Source organism: Streptomyces sp. NPDC090106 (assembly GCF_044747265.1).
Taxonomy (GTDB): domain Bacteria; phylum Actinomycetota; class Actinomycetes; order Streptomycetales; family Streptomycetaceae; genus Streptomyces.
Map to the genome: position 1 here is coordinate 495377 of NZ_JBIVDS010000006.1, position 20037 is coordinate 515413.

Here is a 20037-nt window from a genome sequence, read left to right on the forward strand (position 1 = left end):
ACCATGGGTCTGACACCCCGCCCCCGACAGGGGGTTCAGCCGCGGAAGCCGAGCATCCCGTGCAGCGTCGAGGCCCGCGCCGACGGTGAGGCCGCCGCGGAGGCCGGCGGCTTCGGGTCGGGCAGCGCGTCGCACACCGCGTCGGCCTCGCCGGCGCCGCGCGGCACCGTGCCGTCGGTGAGATACGCCGCCAGGTGCTTGTCCAGGCAGACGTTCCCGCTGAGCGAGATCCCGTGGTTCCCGCCGCCCTGCTCGACCACCAGGCTGGAGCCCTTGAGCAAGCGGTGCATGGTCGCGCCGCCCTCGTACGGGGTGGCCGCGTCGTTCGTCGCCTGGAACAGCAGCACCGGCGGCAGATGGCCGTTGGCCACGTTCACCGGTCGCTGCGCGTTCGTCGGCCAGAACGCGCACGGCGCGTTGTACCAGGCGTTGTTCCAGGTCAGGAACGGTGCCTTCTTGTACGCCGCCCAGTTGTCGTTGCGCCACTGGCTCCAGTCGCGCGGCCAGGACGCGTCACGGCACTGCACCGAGGTGTAGACGCTGTAGCCGTTGTCGCCCGAGGCGTCGACGGCGGCGAAGCTCTCGTACGCCTCCACCAGCGGATCGGCGTTCTTGCCGTTCACGTACGCGGAGAACGCCTCCGCGAGGTACGGCCAGTAGCCGTTGTAGTAGCCGCCCGGCAGGAAGGTGTCCTCCAGCTCGGCCGGGCCCACCTTGCCGCCCGCCGCCTTCTTGGCGACGGCCGCCCGCATCGCGTACCACTTCGCCTCGACCTTCGCCGGATCGGTGCCCAGCTTGTACGTCGTGTCGTACTTGGCGACCCAGGCCATGAACGCGAGGTGGCGGTCGTTGAAGGCGTAGTCCTGGTCGAGGTTGTCGTCGTACCAGACACCCGTCGGGTCGACGATGGAGTCCAGGACCAGCCGGCGCACCCGCTCCGGGAAGAGCTTCGCGTAGACCGCGCCCAGATAGGTGCCGTAGGAGTAACCGAAGTAGTTGATCTTCTTGGAGCCGGTCGCCGCACGGATCGAGTCCATGTCCCGCACGGTCTGCACCGTGTTGATGTACGGCAGCACATCGGCGTACTTCTTGCCGCAGGCGGCGGCGAACGCCTTGGCGCGGCTCAGGTTCGCCTTCTCGACCGCCGCGGTCACCGGCACCGAGTCCGGCCGCACCGGGTCGAAGTGCCCCGGCTTGCAGTCCAGCGCCGGCTTGCTCGCGCCCACGCCGCGCGGGTCGAAGCCGATCACGTCGTACTGCGCCGCGACCGCCTTGGGCAGCGAGGAGGCGACGAAACCGGCGAGCGAGAGGCCGCTGCCGCCGGGGCCGCCGGGGTTGACCAGGAGCGGGCCCTGGTACGTGGCGGCGGTGTGCGGGACGCGCGACAGGGCGAGGGTGATCTGCCGCCCGCGCGGGTCGTCGTGGTCGAGCGGGACCTTGAGGGACGCGCACTGGAGCGTCGGATAGTCCGTGGTGCCGCACTTCTTCCACGTGAGTCTCGTGACCGCGGCGGTCCCCGCGGCCCGCGGGGTGCTCGCGTCGGCGGGGAGCGCGGTGACGGACCCGGCCAGGACGGCGGCGGCGCCGCACAGCACGGCTGCGCGTTTTCTCATGAAGTCCTCCCAGGACGGAGGTTGCCCGGACCGTGAGTGCCACGGTCCACGGCGCATCGTCCCGGAAAGCACGCCCGGAAGAACGCGTTCTGGCGAGACATGACCCGATTGGGCCGCCGTTTGCCCCCGAACGCTCTCAGATCAGCGTCAGTTGGGTTCCTCCGGGCGCTTCGGACGCCTCGGGCCCGGCCGGCTCGGGTTCCCGGATCCGGCGCGGCATGCCGTCCCCGGCGGGGCCGATGCCGTACTCCCCGGCCAGCTCGTGGACCTGCCGGGTGACGCGGCGCTGGTACCACTTCGGGGCGTAGGCGCCCTCCGCGTACAGGCGCTCGTAGCGGCGCACCAGGTACGGGTGGTGCCGGGCCAGCCAGGCCATGAACCACTCCCGCGCGCCGGGCCGCAGGTGCAGCACCAGCGGGGTCACCGAGGTCGCCCCGGCCGCCGCGATCGCCCGTACGGTGGCGCGCAGTTGGGCCGGTTCGTCGCTCAGGAACGGGATGACCGGCGCCATCAGCACACCGCACCCGATGCCGTGCTCGGCGAGCGTGCGGACGACGTCCAGGCGGCGTTCCGGCGAGGGCGTGCCCGGCTCGACGCTGCGCCACAGGACCGGGTCGGTGAAGCCGACCGAGACGCTGATCCCTACGTCGGTGACCGCGTGCGCCTGCTTGAGCAGGTCGAGGTCGCGCAGGATCAGCGTGCCCTTGGTCAGGATCGAGAACGGGTTCGCGTGGTCGCGCAGGGCGCCGATGATCCCCGGCATCAGGCCGTAGCGGCCCTCCGCGCGCTGGTAGCAGTCGACGTTGGTGCCCATCGCTATGTGCTCGCCCTGCCAGCGGCGGGAGCCGAGCTGGCGGCGCAGCAGCTCCGGCGCGTTCACCTTCACCACGATCTGCGAGTCGAAGCCGAGCCCGGTGTCGAGGTCCAGATAGCTGTGGGTCCTGCGGGCGAAGCAGTACACGCACGCGTGCGTGCAGCCGCGGTAGGGGTTCACCGTCCACTGGAAGGACATCCGGGAGACCGCGGGCACCCGGTTGATGATCGAACGGGCTCTGATCTCGTGAAACGTGACGCCGGCGAACTCGGGCGTGTCGAACGTCCGGCGGGTCACGGAGTCGGCCCCGAACAGGGCGGTGTCGGCCCGGCCGTGTTCGGCGGGCTCGGTGAGGTTCTCCCAGCGCATGAGGCCTCCTCGGTAGCACTGCCCCCAGAATAGAACACATGTTCCCTTGATCGTGCGACCCCGATTTTGGCGGCATGGCGCGGGGGTGGTTGGCTTGGCCCGGCACCCGAAACCGAAGGTCCTGGAGGAGTTCAATGGCGCAGGTCGAGGCCACTACGGAGCGCGTCGTCGCCGCGGACGCCGAGACGGTGTTCGACACCCTGGCCGACTACAGCGGCACCCGCGCGAAGCTGCTCCCCGAGCACTTCAGCGAGTACGAGGTGCGCGAGGGCGGCGACGGCGAGGGCACCCTCGTCCACTGGAAGCTCCAGGCCACCAGCAAGCGGGTGCGCGACTGCCTCCTGGAGGTCAGCGAGCCCACCGACGGTGAACTGGTCGAGAAGGACCGCAACTCCTCCATGGTGACCACCTGGCGGGTCACCCCGGCCGGCGAGGGCAAGTCCCGTGTCGTCGTCACCACCGTCTGGAACGGCGCCGGCGGCATCGGCGGCTTCTTCGAGAAGACGTTCGCCCCCAAGGGCCTCGGCCGGATCTACGACGAGGTGCTCGCCAAGCTCGCCGCCGAGGTCGAGAGCTAAGTCCCGCACCACCGCCGGGCGTTGATCTCCGGCCTCGTCCCTCACCGGATCGAGTGGATCTCCGTCCGTCGGCCTGATCTGCCGTAACTCGTCGCGCTTGCTCGTAGTTGTCGCATTAAGCGGGAATTGTGCGGGCGCGACGAGGGAGCGGTACGTGGGCGGGACCACGCTGGTGCGGGACGAACTGCGCGACGGACGGAGCGGACCCGCCCCGGACTCCCCGCCCGTCCCCGGCCCCGCGCCGGCCGGCCCCGGCGAACTCGGCCCGCGCCGCGTCCGGTTGGTCTTCATCGGGCTGATGCTCGCGCTGCTCCTCGCCGCGCTGGAGCAGATGATCGTCGCCACCGCGCTCCCGAAGATCGTCGGTGAGCTGCACGGCCTGGACAAGATGTCCTGGGCGATCACCGCCTATCTGCTCACCGCCACCGTCGGCCTGCCGGTCTACGGCAAACTCGGCGATCTCCTCGGCCGCAAGGGCGTCTTCCAGTTCGCCATCGTCGTCTTCGTCATCGGCTCCGCCCTCGCGGGCCGCGCCACGAGCATGGACCAGCTCATCGCCTTCCGCGCGGTCCAGGGCGTCGGCGCGGGTGGGCTCATGATCGGCGTGCAGGCGATCATCGCCGACATCGTCCCGCCCCGCGAACGCGGCCGGTTCATGGGCCTCATCGGCGCGGCGTTCGGTCTCGCCTCCGTCGCCGGACCCCTGCTCGGCGGCTACTTCACCGACCACCTCTCCTGGCGCTGGTGCTTCTACTTCAACGTCCCCTTCGGCCTGGTCACCCTCGCCGTCGTCACCGTCGTGCTGAAGCTGCCCAAGCCGCAGGGGCGGCCCCGGCTCGACGTCCTCGGCGCGCTGCTGCTGGCCGCCGCCTCCACCTGCCTGGTCCTGCTGACCAGTTGGGGCGGCACCGAGTACGCCTGGGGGTCCCGCACGATCCTCGGACTCGGCGCGGGCGCCGTCGCCGCCACCGTCCTCTTCCTCGTCGCCGAGCACCACGCCCCCGAACCCCTCATCCCGCTGCGGCTGTTCAGGGACTCCGTGTTCAACACCACCGCCCTGATCGGCCTGGTGGTCGGCGTCGCCCTCTTCGGCGCCGCCAGCTATCTGCCCACCTTCCTGCAGATGGTGGACGGCGCGAGCGCCACCGAGTCCGGACTGCTCATGCTGCCCATGATGGGCGGCATCGTCGGCGCCTCCATCCTCTCCGGCCAGCTCATCAGCCACACCGGCCGCTACCGGATCTGGCCCGTCCTCGGCGGCGCCCTGTCCGTCCTCGGCATGTGGCTGCTGTCCCGCCTTGAGGCCGACACGCCCCGGCTGCACTACAGCCTCTGGATGGCCGTCCTCGGCGCCGGCATCGGCATGGTGATGCCCGTCCTCGTCCTCGCCGTGCAGAACTCCGTGCGCCCCGCCGACCTCGGCACCGCCACCAGCGCCAACAACTACTTCCGGCAGATCGGCGGCAGCGTGGGCGCCGCCGTCTTCGGCACCCTCTTCGCCGACCGGCTCACCGACGCCCTCGCCCGGCGCCTGCCCGCGCGGGAAGGGCTGCCCGACGCCGAGGCCATCACCCCGCAGCTCGTCCACGCCCTGCCGCCGCGCCTGCGGGACGCCTACATCCAGGCGTACGCCGACGCCATGCCGCGGATCTTCCTCTACCTGGTGCCCGTCCTCGTCCTCGGCCTGCTCATCGCCTTCTTCCTCAAGGAGAAACCCCTGATGACCCATGACGCCGCCGAGACCGGGCCCGCGGACCTCGACACCTCCCTCAACGCCCCCGTCCCGCAGGCCCGTTCGCCGCACGGCGCCGGATTCCCCGTCCGGGGCACGGTCCAGCACCCCGACACCACCGTCGTCCCGCGCGCCGCGCTCACCCTCATCGACGCCGCCGGAACGCAGGTCGGCCGGGGCGCCAGCGGCGAGGACGGGCGGTACGCGCTCGCCACGCCCGGCCAGGGAACCTACGTCCTGATCGCCGCGGCGGGCGGACACCAGCCGCAGGCCGTCTCCGTCAGCGTCGGCGAGCACCCCGTCGATCTCGACATCGTCCTCGGCGGCACCGGACGCCTCGCGGGGACCGTCCTCACCGCCGACGGCGGCCCGGTGCGCGACGCCACCGTCACCCTCACCGACGCGTACGGCGAGGTCGTCGCCACCACCCGCAGCGGACACGAGGGCGGATACGTCGTCACCGAACTCGTCGCCGGCGAGTACACCCTGGCGGCCGGCGCCCCCACGTTCCGCCCGGCCGCCCTCCCGGTCACCGTCCGGGCCGCGCGCGAGACCCGCCAGGACATCGAGCTCGCGGGCGGCGCCGTCCTGCGCGGCACCGTGCGCGCTACCGGCGGACGCGCCGTCCAGGACGCGCGCGTGACCCTCCTCGACGCCGCGGGCAACGTCGTCGCGACCCTCACCACCGGCGCCGACGGGGCCTTCCGGTTCGCCGACCTGTCCTGCGGCGAGTACACCGTCATCGCCGCCGGGTACCCGCCGGTCGCCACCGTCCTCCAGGTCGCCGGCGGGGGGCGCACGGAGCGCGATCTCCAGCTCGGCCACGACGACTGACCCGCACCCGGCACCGCCCTCGGAGCGGGAACGCCCGTTCGGGAACGGATCGGACGCACCGGCGGAAAGACCGCTCACGCCCCCACCGCGCCCGCAAACGGCACTTTCCGTCCGGCCGGGCGCACAGGGGGCGTGCGCCGCGCGGACCGGCTCGGTCAATTCCCGTATTGCCGCACATCACAACCGGCCACGGTCGTACGGTGGAACGGTCGGCACAGATCTTGCGGAGCCGTGTGGAAAGAGGGCCTGGGGCATGGACCGTGGCAGTGAGAGGGGCGCACCTCTTGGCCGCGGCGCCGGGGACGGCGCGGCGGGCCGCATCCCGCTGGCCGTGGTCGTGGTCGACCGCGAGGGCCTGGTGTCCCACTGGAGCAGGGGCGCACGCCGGTTGTTCGGCGTCGCCAAGGAAGAGGCCATCGGCCGTCCCGCGGTCGACCTCCTCCCGGTCTCCGGCGCCCTGCCCGACGACGACGAACCGGAGCCCTACGCCGAGTTCGCCGCCTACGACGGCCTCGGCCCCGACCTGGAGAACTCCCTCGACGGCAGGCTCTCCTACCCGGCCGCCGGACGCGCCCGCCTCACCGTCGCCGACCGCGGCAGGCTCGACGTCCTGTGGTGGGCCTACCCGCTGATCGGCCCCGGCTCCGAACGGCTGCTGGTGCTCGCCGCCGACACCGACGCCCTCGGCGTGGACGACGCCGAGGACGAGATCGCCGTCGAGCGCATCGCACCCGCCTTCGCCCTGCACACCGACTTCCCCGGCGCCGAGGAACTGGCCCGCAGGCTCCCCGAGATCCTGCCCAGCATGAGCGTCGACGAAGGCGCCCGGATCGTCTCGCAGGTCCTCGAACTGGGCTATCCGATCCTGGAGTTCAGCCAGAACGACCGGGTCCCGGTGACCCCCGACTGGGGCGTGCCCCGGCGCACCGAGCGCAAGGCGCGCCGGGAGCGGGCCGCGCGGGCCGCCGCCGAAGGGCTGTCCCTGCCGCCGGGCGACGCCGACGAGGTCGAGGACCTCGAGTACGCCGCCGTCCGCGAGCACCTGGAGTTCCTCAACGAGGTCAGCGGACGCATCGGCACCTCGCTCGACCTGTCTCGCACCATCATCGAGGTCAGCCGGGCCGTCGTGCCCCGCTTCACCGACGTCGCAGGCACCTATCTGCGCGAACAGGTCGTCGCCGGCGAGGGGTTCCCCGACGGCGTGCCGGACACCACCACGATGTGGCACCGGGTCGCCGTCGAGCACACCGACGAACCCGGCCGCTGGGACGACGTCGTGCCCGTCGGCGAGGCCATGCCGTTCCCGGCGCACACCCCGTTCTTCCAGTGCATGACCACCGGCGAACCCGTCCTCGTGCCGCGCATCGGCGAGGAGCTGGGGCACGCGATCGCCGCGCAGTTCGAGAAGCGCGACATCCGGCCGCTGATCACCCACCGCTCGATGCTGGTCGTGCCGCTCAAGGCCCGCAACGTGGTGCTCGGGTTCATGATCCTGCTGCGTCACCCGGAGCGGCCCGTCTTCAACGACATGGACCGGGTCACCGGCGCCGAACTCGCCGCCCGCGCGGGCCTGGTGCTCGACAACGCGCGCATGTACACCTACCAGGAGTCCGTCGCCGAGACCCTCCAGGACAGCATGCTGCCGCACATCCCGCCGCGCATGGCGGGCTGCGACATCGCCACCCGCTATCTGCCCGGCACCCTCCTCGGCCGGGTCGGCGGCGACTGGTTCGACTCCGTGAAACTGCCCGGCGCCCGCACCGCGCTCGTCGTCGGCGACGTCATGGGCCACGGCCTCAACTCCGCCGCGATGATGGGCCAGTTGCGCACCGCCGTCCAGACCATGGCCGCCATGGACCTGCCGCCCGCGCAACTGCTGCGCAACCTCGACGACCTCGCCCAGCGCCTCGGCGACACCTACCTCGCCACCTGCCTGTACGCCGTGTACGACCCGATCGCCGGCGAACTGCACATCGCCAACGCCGGGCACATCCCGCCCGTCCTGGTCCGCGCCGACGACGGCCGCAGCGAACTGCTCGACCTGCCCACCGGCGCCCCGATCGGCGTCGGCGGCGTGCCCTTCGAAGCCGTCCGCGTGTCGGTGGAGCCCGGCGACCGGATCGTGATGTGCACCGACGGACTCGTCGAGGTGCGCGGCGAGGACATCGGCGTCGGGCTCGCCACGCTGTGCGAGTCCGCCGCCCACCCCGCCGCGTCCATGGACGACGCCTGCGACACCATCATCCGCGCCCTCAACACCCGCGGCGGACGCAAGGACGACGTGGCCCTGCTGATGGCCCGCCTCAACGGCATCGTGTCCGACGACGTCGCCGAGACGCTCTTCCCCCTCGAACCGGCCGAGGTCGGCCGCGCCCGCGCGACGGTCCGCGAACAGCTCCACACCTGGGGGCTCGGCAAGCTCGCCGACACCACCGAACTCATGGTCAGCGAACTCGTCACCAACGCCGTACGCCACTCCCACGGCCGCCCCGTCCAGCTGCGCCTGGTGCGCGGCGACACCCTGCTGTGCGAGGTGGACGACGACGACCACGAGCTGCCCACCCTGCTCAACGCCAAGCCCACGGACGAGTTCGGGCGCGGTCTGCGGGTCGTCAGCACCCTCGCCCGGGAGTGGGGCACCAGCCGCACCGGCGCGGGCAAGACCGTCTGGTTCGAACTGACCCTGCCCCGCCGCTGATCCGCCCCGAGGGCGCGCCAGGGGCGCGCGAGGTACGGACGGCGTGCGTGAGACGCACGGGTGGTGAAGGAATGCGCCACCCGCTTGTCGCCATGACCCCGGCGCGATAGACCGTACTGGCCCGTCAGCTCGGTGACGGACCGCTACGCATCCCTGGGGAGTTGGGCATGAGCGTGACGAGTCGCTACCGCGACGCTTGGGAGAGTTTCTGGCGGGCGGCGCCGCAGGAGACGGGGGCGGTCTTCTGGGACGCGGAGCCCGCGCTGACCGCCGGACCCCATCTCGCCCTGTTCGAGCCCCGGTTGACCGACCCGGGCCTGCCCCTGGTCGACCTGGGCTGCGGCAACGGCACCCAGACCCGTTATCTCGCCGACCGGTTCCGGCGCGTCGTCGGCGTCGACCTGTCCGCCGCGGCCGTCGAGAAGGCCCAGCGGGGCGACCCCGCCGGGCAGGCGGCCTACCGGGTCCTCGACGCCGCCGAGAAGGGCGCCGCCGAGGCCCTGCACGCCGAACTCGGCGACGCCAACGTCTATATGCGGGGCGTCCTGCACCAGTGCGAGCCCGAGGACCGCCAGCCCCTGGTCGACGGCGTCGCGACCCTCGTCGGCTCGCGCGGCCGTGCCCTGCTCGTCGAACTGTCCGAGGCCGCGAAGCCGATCCTGCTCGGCCTGGCCCGGAGCCCCGACGGTCCGCCGCCGAAGCTCGCCCCGGTCCTCCGGCACGGCATCGCCCCCGGCGAGGTGTCCGACGACGCCGTGCCGGGCTATCTGGAAGCGGCCGGCCTCACCGTCGTCGCGAGCGGTGAACTGCCCCTGACGACAACGGAGTACGGGCCCGGCGGGGCGCGCATCGAACTGCCGTCGAGATGGCTGGTGGTGGGACGCGGCGCCTGACGGTCAGGGCGCGTCCCGCGCGGCCGGTTCCCGCGCCGCGACCGTGCGGACGTGCTCGCCGACGAGCTCCACGATCCGCGGGACGAGGGGCGCGGCGAAGTCGTGTCCCATCCCCGGGACGATCCGCAGCCGGGCGCCGGTGATCGCGTGGAGGGTGGCCGCGCCGCCGCTGGGATGCACCATGCGGTCGTCGTCGCCGTGCACGACGAGCGTCGGGGCCAGCACGCGCCGCAGCTCGGCCGTCCGGTCGCCGCTGACCCGGATCGCGGCGATCTGGCGGGACAGCCGGGCCCGCGGATCGACGCCGGCCTCCAGCCGGGCCTGCGAGGCGGTCACGCTCCGCCGGGCCTCCTCCGCGTCGAAGGGGAAGCCCCGCGAGGCGATGTGACGGCGCAGCGCGACCTCGCGGGCCACGGCCGCCTGACGGGTACGGGCCGGCGGGCGGCCCAGCATCAGCATCGTCGACAGGGCCGTGCGGCCCACCCGGGGATGCCCGGTGGTGGAGAAGACCGAGGTCAGCGACGCGACCCGGTCCGGATGCCGGGCCGCGAGCGTCTGCGCGATCATCCCGCCCATCGACATGCCGACGACATGCGCGCGGCCGATCCCGAGATGGTCCAGCAGCCCCACCGCGTCGCCCGCCATGTCGGCGAGGTCGTACGGCGCCTCGCGCAGCGTCCCCGTCATCAGCCGCAGCGTGGGCGGCGCCGGGGCGTCGACCGTCGAGGACCGGCCGCAGTCGCGGTTGTCGAACCGGACCACGCGCAGGCCCCGCCCGGTCAGGCCGGACACCAGGGTCCCGGGCCACGCGGACAGGTCGAAGCCGATGCCGCCCACCAGCAGCACCGGGTCACCGTCCGCCGTGCCGTCCACGCGGTAGCAGAGCCGGATGCCGCCCGGCAGCGCGCAGAACGCGTCGGTGCCCGTCACACCGCCGCCTTCGCGGGGCGCTGCGCGGACGACGTGAAACGCAGGTGGGGGTCGTCGACCGGGCCGTGCCGCAGCAGCTTCACGTCGCTCGGGTAGTCCCGGGACGTCAGCCACGGGAAGCCCGGCCCCTGCTTCGGCAGCCGGTCCAGGGCGCGCAGCACGTACCCGGCCTCGAAGTCGAGCAGCGGGCGCGTCGCGAGGCCCGGCGGCAGCACCGGAGCGCAGGTGTCGTGGCCGTGCGCGTCCATGTGCGCGAGCAGCCGCACGAAGTGCTCGCACAGCAGCCCCACCTTCAGCGTCCAGGACGAGTTGGTGTAGCCGATGGCGTAGGCGAAGTTCGGTACGCCGGTGAGCATCATGCCCTTGAAGGCGACCGTCCCGGTCAGGTCGACCGGCGCCCCGTCGACGGTCAGGTCGATGCCGCCGAAGGCCTGGAGGTTGAGTCCCGTCGCGGTCACGACGACGTCGGCGTCGAGATGCTTGCCGCTCGTGAGCCGGACGCCGGTCGCCGTGAACGTGTCGACGGTGTCGGTCACCACGGACGCCGTACCCGCCGAGAGGGCCTTGAAGAGGTCGCCGTTCGGGACCACGCACAGCCGCTGGTCCCACGGGTCGTAGCGCGGGTTGAAGTGCTCGTCGACCGGATAACCCGGCGGCAGGCTCCGGGCGTTGAGCCGGCGGATCACCCGCCGGGCCGCCCGCGGGTAGCGCTGGCACAGCCGCCAGGTCACCCGCTGCGTCCACACGTTCTTGGCGCGGATGAGCGCGTGGGCGCGCCCCTCCGGCAGCACCTTGTGCAGGGCGTTCGCGATCCGGTCCTTCGCCGGGAGCGGCACCACGTAGGTGGGGGAGCGCTGGAGCATCGTGACGTGCCCGGCCTCCCCGGCCAGCGCCGGGACGAGCGTGACGGCGGTGGCGCCGCTGCCGATGACGACGACCCGCCTGCCCGTGTGGTCGAGATCCTCGGGCCAGTGCTGCGGGTGGACCACCGTCCCGCCCGCCGCCTCGAACTCCGCGCGGCCCGCGAACTCGGGGACGTAGCCCTGGTCGTAGCGGTAGTAGCCGGTCGCGGCGAACAGCCAGGCGCATCTGATCCGGCCGCGCTCCCCGGTCGCCGTGTTCTCCGTCTCCACGGTCCAGCGCGCCTCGGCGCTGGACCAGGACGCGCCGGCGATCCTCGTCCGGAAGCGGATGCGGTCGTGGATGCGGTTCTCGTCGGCGACCTCGCGCAGATAGCCGAGGATCGAGCCGGCGGTCGCGATCGCGTCGCCCCGCCAGGGCTTGAACTCGTAGCCGAAGGTGAACAGGTCCGAGTCCGAGCGGACGCCGGGGTAGCGGTGCAGGTCCCAGGTGCCGCCGAGGGCGTCACGCGCCTCGACCACGGCGTACGTCGTGTCCGGGAGATCGCGCTGGAGGTAGTACGCCGCGCCGAGGCCGGAGATGCCGGCGCCGACGATCAGCACGTCGACGTCGAGGTCGACCTCGGTGTCCGGGGGCGGGGCAGAGGCTGCGGCGGTCATATCGCGGCTCCAGGATCCGTTTCCGGCGACGGGCTCGGCGCCGGGGTGCGGTGCGGTCGGCGGCGTGGTCGGCGGGTTGTTCCGCCGGCCGTTCTGCGGGCTGCTCTCCATGATCTCCGTCCGGGCTGAGCGGGCGAGGTGCACACGGCCCGGATCCAGCGGCGGGTGGTGCACAGTGCACCACCCGCCGTACGGTGGGCCGCATGTCATGGCCCACGCCGTCCGCCCGGGTGCGGGACCTCATCCGCCGGGGCGCGGAGATCGCGCTGAGCGCGCCGCCGGAATGGTTCGACGAGATCATCACCGCCTCCCTCGCCGCCACCGCGATGCGCCGCGTCGCCGACGACCCCGAGCTGCGCGCCTTCACCGTGCGCGGCACCCGCGCCAATCTGATCCACTGGGCCGCCGCCAACGTCCGCAACCCCGGCGCGCCCGTGCCCGCCAACACCGAGGAGCCGATCGAGGCGGCCCGCAACCTCGTCCGCCGTGGCTACGACGAGACCGGTCTCGACGCCTACCGGCTGGGCCGCAACGTCGCCTGGCGGCGGTGGATGCAGATCGCGTTCGAGCTCACCGACGACCCGGACGACCTGCGGGAGCTGCTCGACGTCAGCGCGCGGTCGATCGACGAGTTCATCGACGCGACCATCGCGGCCACCACCGCCCAGGTCCGCGAGGAGCGCGAACAGCTCACCCGCGGTCTCGATCCCGAGCGGCGGGAGATCGCCGCCCTGCTGGTCAACGGCGCCCCGGTCGGCCGGCAACGCGCCGAGCGCACCCTCGGCTACCCGCTCGACCAGGCGCACACCGCCGCGGTCGTGTGGACCACGGCCCGTCACCCCGCCCTCGCCGAACTGGAGGGCGCCGCCGAGGCGTTGGCGCGGCACACCCGGGCCCGCAGCCATCTCCGGGTCGTCGCGAGCGCGGGCACCGTGTGGGTGTGGCTCGGCGGTGCCGTGGCGCGCGACCTGGACCGGCTGCTCGATCCCGGCTCCGGGGTGCATGTGGCGGTCGGCTCGACCGGGCCGGGGCTGGACGGGTTCCGGGTCTCGCACCTGGACGCGGTCAGCACCCAGCAGATGATGACCCGCCTGGACACGCCCCAGCGCGTCGCGACCTTCGCCGACGTCGAGGGCGTCCTGCTGCTGACCGCCGACCCCAGCCGGGCGGACCGTTTCGTGGCCCGCACCCTGGGGCCGCTGGAGACCGCGGCGCCCGCCCTGCGGGAGGCGGTGCGCGCCTATCTGCGCGAGCAGTGCAACGCCTCGCGGGCCGCGACCCGGCTGTTCACCCACCGCAACACCGTCCTGCGACGGCTCGCCCGCGCCGGCGAACTCCTGCCGCGCCCGCTGGGCGAGGACGGCGTGAACGTGGCGATGGCCCTGGAGATCATGCACTGGCGCGGCGTGAGCGGTACCGCCGCGCCAGGCCGCTGACCTCGCCGTCACGCCCCGGGGCGCGGTGCCCCTCCGTGCGAGAATGCGGACGCTCCCGGCTGTACCCGTCCCACCCCGTCGATCCCCCGAGGCCCCTGTGTCCAAGCCCGTCGTCCGTGCGCCGCTGCGCAGCAACGCGCGGGCGAACCGGGCGCGCATCCTGGCCACGGCCCGCCGGGAACTGGGCCGCGACCCGGACGTCACGCTGGAGGAACTGGCCCGCGCCGCGGGTGTCGTACGGCGGACCCTGTTCGGGCATTTCCCCGGGCGGGCCGCGCTCCTCGAAGCCCTCGCCGACGAGGCGTCCGAGACGCTGCGGGACGCGGTCGTGGACGGGGCGCTGCGGGCCGAAGGGGAGTCGGCGGAGCGGGTACTGGCCCGGCTCGTGTGCGCGATGTGGCCGGTGGGCGACCGCTACCGGATGCTGCTGGCGCTGGCCCGGCGTGATCTGGGCGCGGAACGGGTGGCCGAGGTGCTCGCCCCGGCCCGCGCGGAGACCGCGCGGGTGCTTGAGCGCGGCCAGCGGGACGGGGTCTTCCACACGCATCTCCCGGCCGACGTGCTCGCCGCGGGCCTGGAGGCGATGACCGTCGCGCTCCTCGAAGCGGTCAACACCGGTGCGCTGGAGGACGACGGCGGCCGGCAGGTGGCCGTCGTCACGCTCATCGCGGCCGGGGTGCCTCAGGAGCGGGCGTGCGTCGTCGCGGCGGAGACCGCGACGGCCGTGGCGGCGGAGGCCACCACGGCCGGGGAGTGAACCGGGCCCCTCAGCGGGTGCCGGAGGCGGCGTCCTCACGGACCTCCGGCTCCTCCTCCCGCCGCACGGGCTTGTGCGCGCTGCGGCGGCCGGGCAGAACGGCGAGGACGACGACCGTCCCGGCGGCCATGATGATCCCGCCCACCAGGCTCGTCCGCGCGATGCTGTGCGCGAACGCCTCCTGGACCGCGCCGACCAGGGCCTGAGCCTGCTGGGCGCCGCCCGCCGGGTCCGCGGCGATCCGCTCGGCGACCGCGAGGCCGCCGCCCACCGAGTCCTTCGCCGTCTCCAGCGCGGCGGCCGGCAGCCGCCCGCCCACCAGGTCGGTGAGCTCGTCCCGGTACGCGGTGCCCAGCAGCGAGCCCAGCAGGGCGATGCCGAGGGAGCCGCCGAGTTCCACCGCGGTGTCGTTGGCGCCGCCGCCGACGCCCAGGTCGGACTCCGGGAAGGTGCCCATGATGGTGTCGGTGGCGGGGGAGACGCTCAGTCCGATGGCGAAGCCCAGCATCGCCATCGGGGCCAGGAAGTCCGGGTACGTCGAGGTCCGGTCGATCTGCGTGAGCAGGAGGACGCCGGCCGTGCCGATCAGCATGCCGGTCACCACCATCGCCTTCACCCCGAGCCGCGGGGTCAGCCGTCCGGTGAGCGCGGCGCCCACCACGACGGCACCGGCCAGCGGCAGCAGTCGTACGCCGGTCTCCAGCGGGTCGTAGCCGAGGACGAACTGGAGGTACTGGGTGGAGTAGTAGATCGCGCCGAAGGTGCCGAAGAAGAAGAACAGCACCGCGATCATCGACCCGGTGAAGGGGCGCAGCGCGAACGTGCGGACGTCCAGCATGGGGTGGGGGTGGCGCAGCTCCCAGAGCACGAAGACGGCCAGGCCCACCCCGGCGACGACGGCCGCGGCGACCGGTCCCGCGCCCCAGCCGAAGTGCGGGCCCTCGATGGTCGCGTAGACCAGGGAGCCGATGGAGACGATCGACAGCAGGCCGCCGACGTAGTCGATCCGGCCCATGTCCCGCGCCCGGGACGGCGGCACCAGCACCAGCGCGCCGATGACGGCGGCGACGGCGATGGGCACGTTGATCAGGAAGGTGGAGCCCCAGGCGTGGTCCTCCAGCAGCCAGCCGGCCAGCAGCGGGCCGACCGCGATGGCGAGGCCCGAGGTGGCCGACCAGGCGGTGATCGCCTTGACGCGTTCGCCGCGCGGGAACATCGCGACCAGCAGCGAGAGGGTGGCCGGCATGACGACTGCGGCGCCGACGCCCATGACCGCGCGGGCGGCGATGACCAGGCCCGTCCCGTGCACGAGGCTGCCGGTGACCGCACCGGCGGCGAACAGCAGCAGCCCGGTGATCAGGGCGCCGCGGCGGCTGTACTTGTCGCCGATCGCGCCCAGCACCAGCATCAGCGCGGCGTAGGGGACGGTGTAGCCGTCGATGACCCACTGGAGGTCGCTGCTGGACAGGCCGAGGTCCCGGGTCATGTCGGGCGCGGCCACGATCAGGGACGTGTTCGCCATGACGACGATCAGCAGGCTCAGGCAGAGCACGATCAGGGCCCACCAGCGCCGGGGGTAGGGCCCGCTCATCTTCTCGACGGGGGTGGTGGCAACGAAGGGCACGGGGGCTCCCAGGGCACGAGTTAATTGCACATCGATGAGCAGGTTAGTTTCTTGCTCGCCGGTGTGCAAATACTGGTCGTAGGAACTTCGCGCCGCTGCGCGTACCGTGAGGCCGCATGAAGATCCTCATCAGCGCGGACATGGAAGGCGCCACCGGTGTGACCTGGCCGGCCGATGTGCTGCCGGGGACACCCCAGTGGGAGCGCTGCCGCCCGATGTTCACCTCGGACGTGAACGCCGCCGCCCTGGGCTTCCTCGACGGCGGCGCCGACGAGGTTCTCGTCAACGAGGCGCACTGGACCATGCGCAACCTGCTCCTGGAACGCCTCGACGACCGCGTCCAGATGCTCACCGGCCGCCACAAGGCGCTGTCCATGGTGGAGGGCGTGCAGCACGGCGACGTGGACGGCATCGCCTTCGTCGGCTACCACGCGGGCGCCGGCACGGAGGGCGTCCTCGCCCACACCTACCTCGCCAACTCGATCACCGGGGTCTGGGTCAACGACGTCCGGGCCAGTGAGGGTCTGCTCAACGCGCACGTGGTCGCCGAGTTCGGGGTACCCGTCGTCCTCGTCACCGGCGACGACGTGGCCTGCGAGGACGCCCTCGGGTACGCGCCCGAGGCCCTCAAGGTCGCGGTGAAGGACCATGTGTCGCGCTACGCGGCCGTGTGCCGGACACCCGCGCGCACCGCCGCCGACATCCGCGCCGCGGCCAAGGAGGCAGCCGCCCTGGCGGTCCGTCACGAACCGCTGCGCGCGGGGCCGTTCACCGTCGCCCTGGAGTTCGACGCCGAGCACCTCGCGATGGCCGCCACCGTCGTCCCCGGCGTCGACCGCGTCGGCGAACGCAAGGTGGCCTACACGCACGACACCATGTACGAGGGCATCCGCACCTTCAAGGCGGTCACGACGATCGTCTCCGCCGCGATCGAGGAGCAGTATGGCTGACCGGCAGGCACTCGACGAGGTCGTGGCCTTCACCTCCGACCTCATCCGCATCGACACCACCAACCGCGGCGGCGGCGACTGCCAGGAGCGGCCCGCCGCCGAGTACGCGGCCGAACGGCTGGCCGGCGCGGGCCTGGAGCCGGTGCTGCTGGAACGGACCCGCGGCCGGACCAACGTCGTCGCCCGCATCGAGGGCACCGACCCCTCGGCGGACGCGCTGCTCGTCCACGGCCATCTGGACGTCGTCCCCGCGGAGGCCCGCGACTGGAGCGTCCACCCCTTCTCCGGGGAGATCCGCGACGGTGTCGTCTGGGGCCGGGGCGCCGTCGACATGAAGAACATGGACGCGATGATCCTGGCGGTGGTGCGGAGCTGGGCCCGCCAGGGCGTGCGCCCCCGGCGGGACGTCGTCGTCGCGTTCACCGCCGACGAGGAGGCCAGCGCCGTCGACGGCTCCGGGTTCCTCGCCGACGCGCACCCGGAGTTGTTCGAGGGCTGCACCGAAGGCGTCAGCGAGTCCGGGGCGTTCACCTTCCACGACGGGACCGGCCGCCAGATCTACCCCATCGCCGCCGGTGAACGCGGCACCGGCTGGCTGAAGCTGACCGCGCGCGGCCGGGCAGGACACGGCTCCAAGGTCAACCGGGAGAACGCGGTCACCCGCCTCGCCGCCGCCGTGGCCCGCATCGGCGAGCACGAGTGGCCGCTGCGGCTCACCCCGACCGTGCGCGCCGCCCTCACCGAACTCGCCGCCCTGTACGGCGTCGCACCGGACCTCGACGACGTCGACACGCTGCTGAAGAAGCTCGGCCCCGCCGCGAAGCTCGTCGAGTCGACTGTCCGCAACAGCGCCAACCCCTCGATGCTGGAAGCCGGTTACAAGGTCAACGTGATCCCCGGCGAGGCCGTGGCCTACGTCGACGGCCGCTATCTCCCGGGCGGCGAGGACGAGTTCCGCACCACCCTCGACCGGCTCACCGGACCGGACGTCGACTGGGAGTTCCACCACCGCGAGGTCGCCCTCCAGGCACCGGTCGACTCACCGACGTACGCCCGGATGCGGGCGGCCGTCGAGGAGTTCGCGCCCGAGGGGCACGTGGTGCCGTACTGCATGTCCGGCGGCACCGACGCCAAGCAGTTCTCGCGGCTCGGCATCACCGGCTACGGCTTCGCCCCGTTGAAGCTCCCCGAGGGCTTCGACTACCAGGCGCTCTTCCACGGCGTGGACGAGCGCGTCCCGGTCGAGGCGCTGCACTTCGGCGTCCACGTCCTCGACCGGTTCCTGCGAACGGCCTGATCTCATGGGGGAATCGATGCAGACCCTGGCGTACGGCTCGTGGCCCTCGCCCATCGACGCGGCCCTGGCCGCCGCGCACGACGGACACCCCGAGTTCGTGGGATTCGTCGGCGACGAGGCCTGGTGGACCGAACCGCGCCCCACCGAGGGCGGCCGGCGCGCCCTCGTGCGGCGGCGCGCGGACGGCACCCGGGAGACGGTGCTGCCCGCCCCGTGGAACGTGCGCAGCCGCGTCATCGAGTACGGCGGACAGCCCTGGGCCGGCGCCGAGACCGACGGCACCCCGCTCGTCGTGTTCGTCGACTTCGCCGACCAGCGGCTCCACCGCTACGCGCCCGGCACCGACCCCGTCCCGCTGACCCCCCTCTCCGCGGTGGGCGGCGGACTGCGCTGGGCCGACCCGGTGCTGCGGACCGACCTCGGTGAAGTGTGGTGCGTGCTGGAGGAGTTCACCGGGGACGGACCCGGTGACGTGCGCCGGGTCATCGCCGCGGTGCCGCTGGACGGCTCGGCCGCCGAGGACCGCGCCGCCGTGCGCGAACTCACCGACGACCGGCACCGGTTCGTCACCGGGCCCCGCGTCTCGCCCGACGGGCGGCGCGCGGCCTGGATCGCCTGGGACCATCCGCGGATGCCCTGGGACGGCACGGAACTGCTCGTCGCCCCCGTCACCGAGGACGGCACCTTCGGCGAGCCCCGCACGGTCGCCGGCGGGCCCGAGGAGTCCGTCGCCCAGGTCGACTGGGCCCGGGACGGCGGCCTGCTGTACGCCAGCGACCGCACCGGCTGGTGGAACCTCTACCGCGACGGGCAGCCGCTGTGCCCGCGCGAGGAGGAGTTCGCCGGCCCCCTGTGGAAGCTGGGCCAGCGCTGGTTCGCCCCGCTGGACGGCGGCCTCATCGCCGTCGCGCACGGCCGGGGCGCCACCGCGCTCGGGATACTCGACCCCGAGACCGGCGAGGTCGTCGACGCGGCGGGCCCCTGGACGGAGTTCACCCCCACCCTCGCCGTGCACGGCGAACGCGTCGTCGCCGTCGGGGCCAGCCCGCGCAGCGCCCACGAGGTCGTCGAACTCGACCCGAGGACCGGCCGGGCCCGGGTGATCGGCGCCGCCCACGACGACGCCGTCGACCCGGCCCACTACCCCGAACCGCAGATCCGCACCTTCGCCGGCCCCGACGGACGGGACATCCACGCCCACGTCTACCCGCCCCACCACCCCGGCTGCGTCGCCCCCGACGACGAACGGCCGCCGTACGTGGTCTGGGCGCACGGCGGACCCACCGGCCGCGCCCCCCTCGTCCTCGACCTGGCCATCGCCTACTTCACCTCGCGCGGCATCGGCGTCGCCGAGGTCAACTACGGCGGCTCGACCGGATACGGCCGCGCGTACCGCAACCGGTTGCGCGAACAGTGGGGCGTGGTCGACGTCGAGGACTGCGCGGCGGTCGCCCTCGCCCTGGCCGACGAGGGCACCGCCGACCGGGACCGGCTCGCCGTCCGCGGCGGCAGCGCCGGCGGCTGGACCTCGGCGGCCTCCCTCGCCACCACCGACGTCTACGCCTGCGGCACCATCGTCTACCCGATCCTCGACCTCACCGGCTGGGGCGACGGCGAGACCCACGACTTCGAGTCCCGCTACCTGGAGACCCTGGTCGGCCCCCTCGCCGAGGTGCCCGCCCGCTACGCCGAACGCTCACCGGCCGAGCACGCCGACCGGGTCACCGCGCCCTTCCTGCTGCTCCAGGGACTGGACGACGTGATCTGCCCGCCCGTCCAGTGCGAACGGTTCCTCGCCCGGATGGAAGGGCGGGGCGTGCCGCACGCGTACCTCGCCTTCGAGGGGGAGGGCCACGGCTTCCGCCGCGCGGAGACGATGGTCCGCGCGCTGGAGGCCGAACTCTCGCTGTACGTCCAGGTCTTCGGCCTGCACCGGACCGACGTGCCCACCCTGGAACTGCGCACATGACGGACATGAGGGAACGGAAGCCG

The 20037-nt window shown here is 73.1% G+C and carries 14 protein-coding genes; 9 read left to right on the forward strand and 5 right to left on the reverse strand.

The window, feature by feature from the left end; translation table 11 throughout:
- Positions 1 to 35: 35 nt before the first annotated feature.
- Positions 36 to 1613, reverse strand: a complete 1578-nt coding sequence (locus ACIPSE_RS22310) for an alpha/beta hydrolase (protein ID WP_401664891.1) — start codon at positions 1611 to 1613, stop codon at positions 36 to 38.
- 136 nt (positions 1614 to 1749) lie between these two features.
- Complete coding sequence (locus tag ACIPSE_RS22315; RefSeq protein ID WP_401664893.1) at positions 1750 to 2796, reverse strand: Rv2578c family radical SAM protein; 1047 nt, start codon at positions 2794 to 2796, stop codon at positions 1750 to 1752.
- 134 nt (positions 2797 to 2930) lie between these two features.
- On the opposite strand from ACIPSE_RS22315, the gene ACIPSE_RS22320 reads away from it, so the two are divergent.
- The 4 genes from ACIPSE_RS22320 to ACIPSE_RS22335 all read left to right on the forward strand — a co-directional run bounded on the left by ACIPSE_RS22320 (position 2931) and on the right by ACIPSE_RS22335 (position 9531).
- Positions 2931 to 3374, forward strand: coding sequence for an SRPBCC family protein (locus ACIPSE_RS22320; protein WP_401664895.1), 444 nt, complete (start codon positions 2931 to 2933; stop codon positions 3372 to 3374).
- A gap of 154 nt (positions 3375 to 3528) precedes the next feature.
- Positions 3529 to 5940, forward strand: coding sequence for an MFS transporter (locus ACIPSE_RS22325; RefSeq protein WP_401664897.1), 2412 nt, complete (start codon positions 3529 to 3531; stop codon positions 5938 to 5940).
- A gap of 253 nt (positions 5941 to 6193) precedes the next feature.
- Positions 6194 to 8638 carry a SpoIIE family protein phosphatase gene (locus ACIPSE_RS22330; RefSeq protein WP_401664898.1) on the forward strand — a complete coding sequence of 815 codons (2445 nt, stop codon included), beginning with the start codon at positions 6194 to 6196 and terminating at the stop codon, positions 8636 to 8638.
- Positions 8639 to 8805: 167 nt separating this feature from the next.
- A complete protein-coding gene (locus tag ACIPSE_RS22335) occupies positions 8806 to 9531 on the forward strand; it encodes a class I SAM-dependent methyltransferase (protein WP_401664899.1) in 726 nt (241 codons plus the stop codon).
- A 3-nt stretch (positions 9532 to 9534) separates the two neighbouring features.
- Here the strand turns inward: ACIPSE_RS22335 and ACIPSE_RS22340 are convergent, their stop codons facing one another.
- Both ACIPSE_RS22340 and ACIPSE_RS22345 read right to left on the reverse strand, forming a co-directional pair.
- On the reverse strand, positions 9535 to 10461 hold the full coding sequence (locus tag ACIPSE_RS22340; RefSeq protein WP_401664901.1) for an alpha/beta fold hydrolase: 927 nt from the start codon (positions 10459 to 10461) through the stop codon (positions 9535 to 9537).
- Complete coding sequence (locus tag ACIPSE_RS22345) at positions 10458 to 11981, reverse strand: flavin-containing monooxygenase (protein ID WP_401664902.1); 1524 nt, start codon at positions 11979 to 11981, stop codon at positions 10458 to 10460. Before ACIPSE_RS22345 ends, ACIPSE_RS22340 begins: the two co-directional genes overlap by 4 nt.
- Positions 11982 to 12184: 203 nt before the next feature.
- Here ACIPSE_RS22345 and ACIPSE_RS22350 point away from each other — a divergent pair, with 203 nt between their 5' ends.
- Together ACIPSE_RS22350 and ACIPSE_RS22355 are read left to right on the forward strand one after the other, a co-directional pair.
- A complete protein-coding gene (locus ACIPSE_RS22350) occupies positions 12185 to 13417 on the forward strand; it encodes a PucR family transcriptional regulator (RefSeq protein ID WP_401664903.1) in 1233 nt (410 codons plus the stop codon).
- Between the two features lie 97 nt (positions 13418 to 13514).
- Entirely contained in the window at positions 13515 to 14174 is a 660-nt protein-coding gene (locus ACIPSE_RS22355) for a TetR/AcrR family transcriptional regulator (protein ID WP_401664904.1), read from the forward strand.
- Positions 14175 to 14184: 10 nt separating this feature from the next.
- On the opposite strand, the gene ACIPSE_RS22360 is transcribed toward ACIPSE_RS22355, so the two are convergent.
- Positions 14185 to 15798, reverse strand: coding sequence for an MFS transporter (locus ACIPSE_RS22360; RefSeq protein WP_401664905.1), 1614 nt, complete (start codon positions 15796 to 15798; stop codon positions 14185 to 14187).
- 116 nt (positions 15799 to 15914) lie between these two features.
- On the opposite strand from ACIPSE_RS22360, the gene ACIPSE_RS22365 reads away from it, so the two are divergent.
- Genes ACIPSE_RS22365 through ACIPSE_RS22375 form a run of 3 tightly spaced genes read left to right on the forward strand, consistent with a single transcriptional unit; the run spans position 15915 to position 20014 of the window.
- Positions 15915 to 16748: a M55 family metallopeptidase gene (locus ACIPSE_RS22365; protein WP_401664907.1), complete on the forward strand. Its 834-nt coding sequence runs from the start codon at positions 15915 to 15917 to the stop codon at positions 16746 to 16748.
- Positions 16741 to 18045: a M20/M25/M40 family metallo-hydrolase gene (locus tag ACIPSE_RS22370; RefSeq protein WP_401664909.1), complete on the forward strand. Its 1305-nt coding sequence runs from the start codon at positions 16741 to 16743 to the stop codon at positions 18043 to 18045. Before ACIPSE_RS22365 ends, ACIPSE_RS22370 begins: the two co-directional genes overlap by 8 nt.
- Positions 18046 to 18061: 16 nt before the next feature.
- Entirely contained in the window at positions 18062 to 20014 is a 1953-nt protein-coding gene (locus tag ACIPSE_RS22375) for an LpqB family beta-propeller domain-containing protein (RefSeq protein WP_401664910.1), read from the forward strand.
- Positions 20015 to 20037 lie beyond the last annotated feature (23 nt).

What these genes read in the sequence shown, in the direction of transcription:
- ACIPSE_RS22345 (WP_401664902.1), bottom strand. Translation starts at nt 11,981, where the DNA reads ATGACCGCCGCAGCCTCTGCCCCGCCCCCGGACACCGAGGTCGACCTC.
- ACIPSE_RS22335 (WP_401664899.1), top strand. Translation starts at nt 8,806, where the DNA reads ATGAGCGTGACGAGTCGCTACCGCGACGCTTGGGAGAGTTTCTGGCGG.
- ACIPSE_RS22375 (WP_401664910.1), top strand. Translation starts at nt 18,062, where the DNA reads ATGCAGACCCTGGCGTACGGCTCGTGGCCCTCGCCCATCGACGCGGCC.
- ACIPSE_RS22315 (WP_401664893.1), bottom strand. Translation starts at nt 2,796, where the DNA reads ATGCGCTGGGAGAACCTCACCGAGCCCGCCGAACACGGCCGGGCCGAC.
- ACIPSE_RS22320 (WP_401664895.1), top strand. Translation starts at nt 2,931, where the DNA reads ATGGCGCAGGTCGAGGCCACTACGGAGCGCGTCGTCGCCGCGGACGCC.
- ACIPSE_RS22310 (WP_401664891.1), bottom strand. Translation starts at nt 1,613, where the DNA reads ATGAGAAAACGCGCAGCCGTGCTGTGCGGCGCCGCCGCCGTCCTGGCC.
- ACIPSE_RS22370 (WP_401664909.1), top strand. Translation starts at nt 16,741, where the DNA reads ATGGCTGACCGGCAGGCACTCGACGAGGTCGTGGCCTTCACCTCCGAC.
- ACIPSE_RS22330 (WP_401664898.1), top strand. Translation starts at nt 6,194, where the DNA reads ATGGACCGTGGCAGTGAGAGGGGCGCACCTCTTGGCCGCGGCGCCGGG.
- ACIPSE_RS22350 (WP_401664903.1), top strand. Translation starts at nt 12,185, where the DNA reads ATGTCATGGCCCACGCCGTCCGCCCGGGTGCGGGACCTCATCCGCCGG.
- ACIPSE_RS22365 (WP_401664907.1), top strand. Translation starts at nt 15,915, where the DNA reads ATGAAGATCCTCATCAGCGCGGACATGGAAGGCGCCACCGGTGTGACC.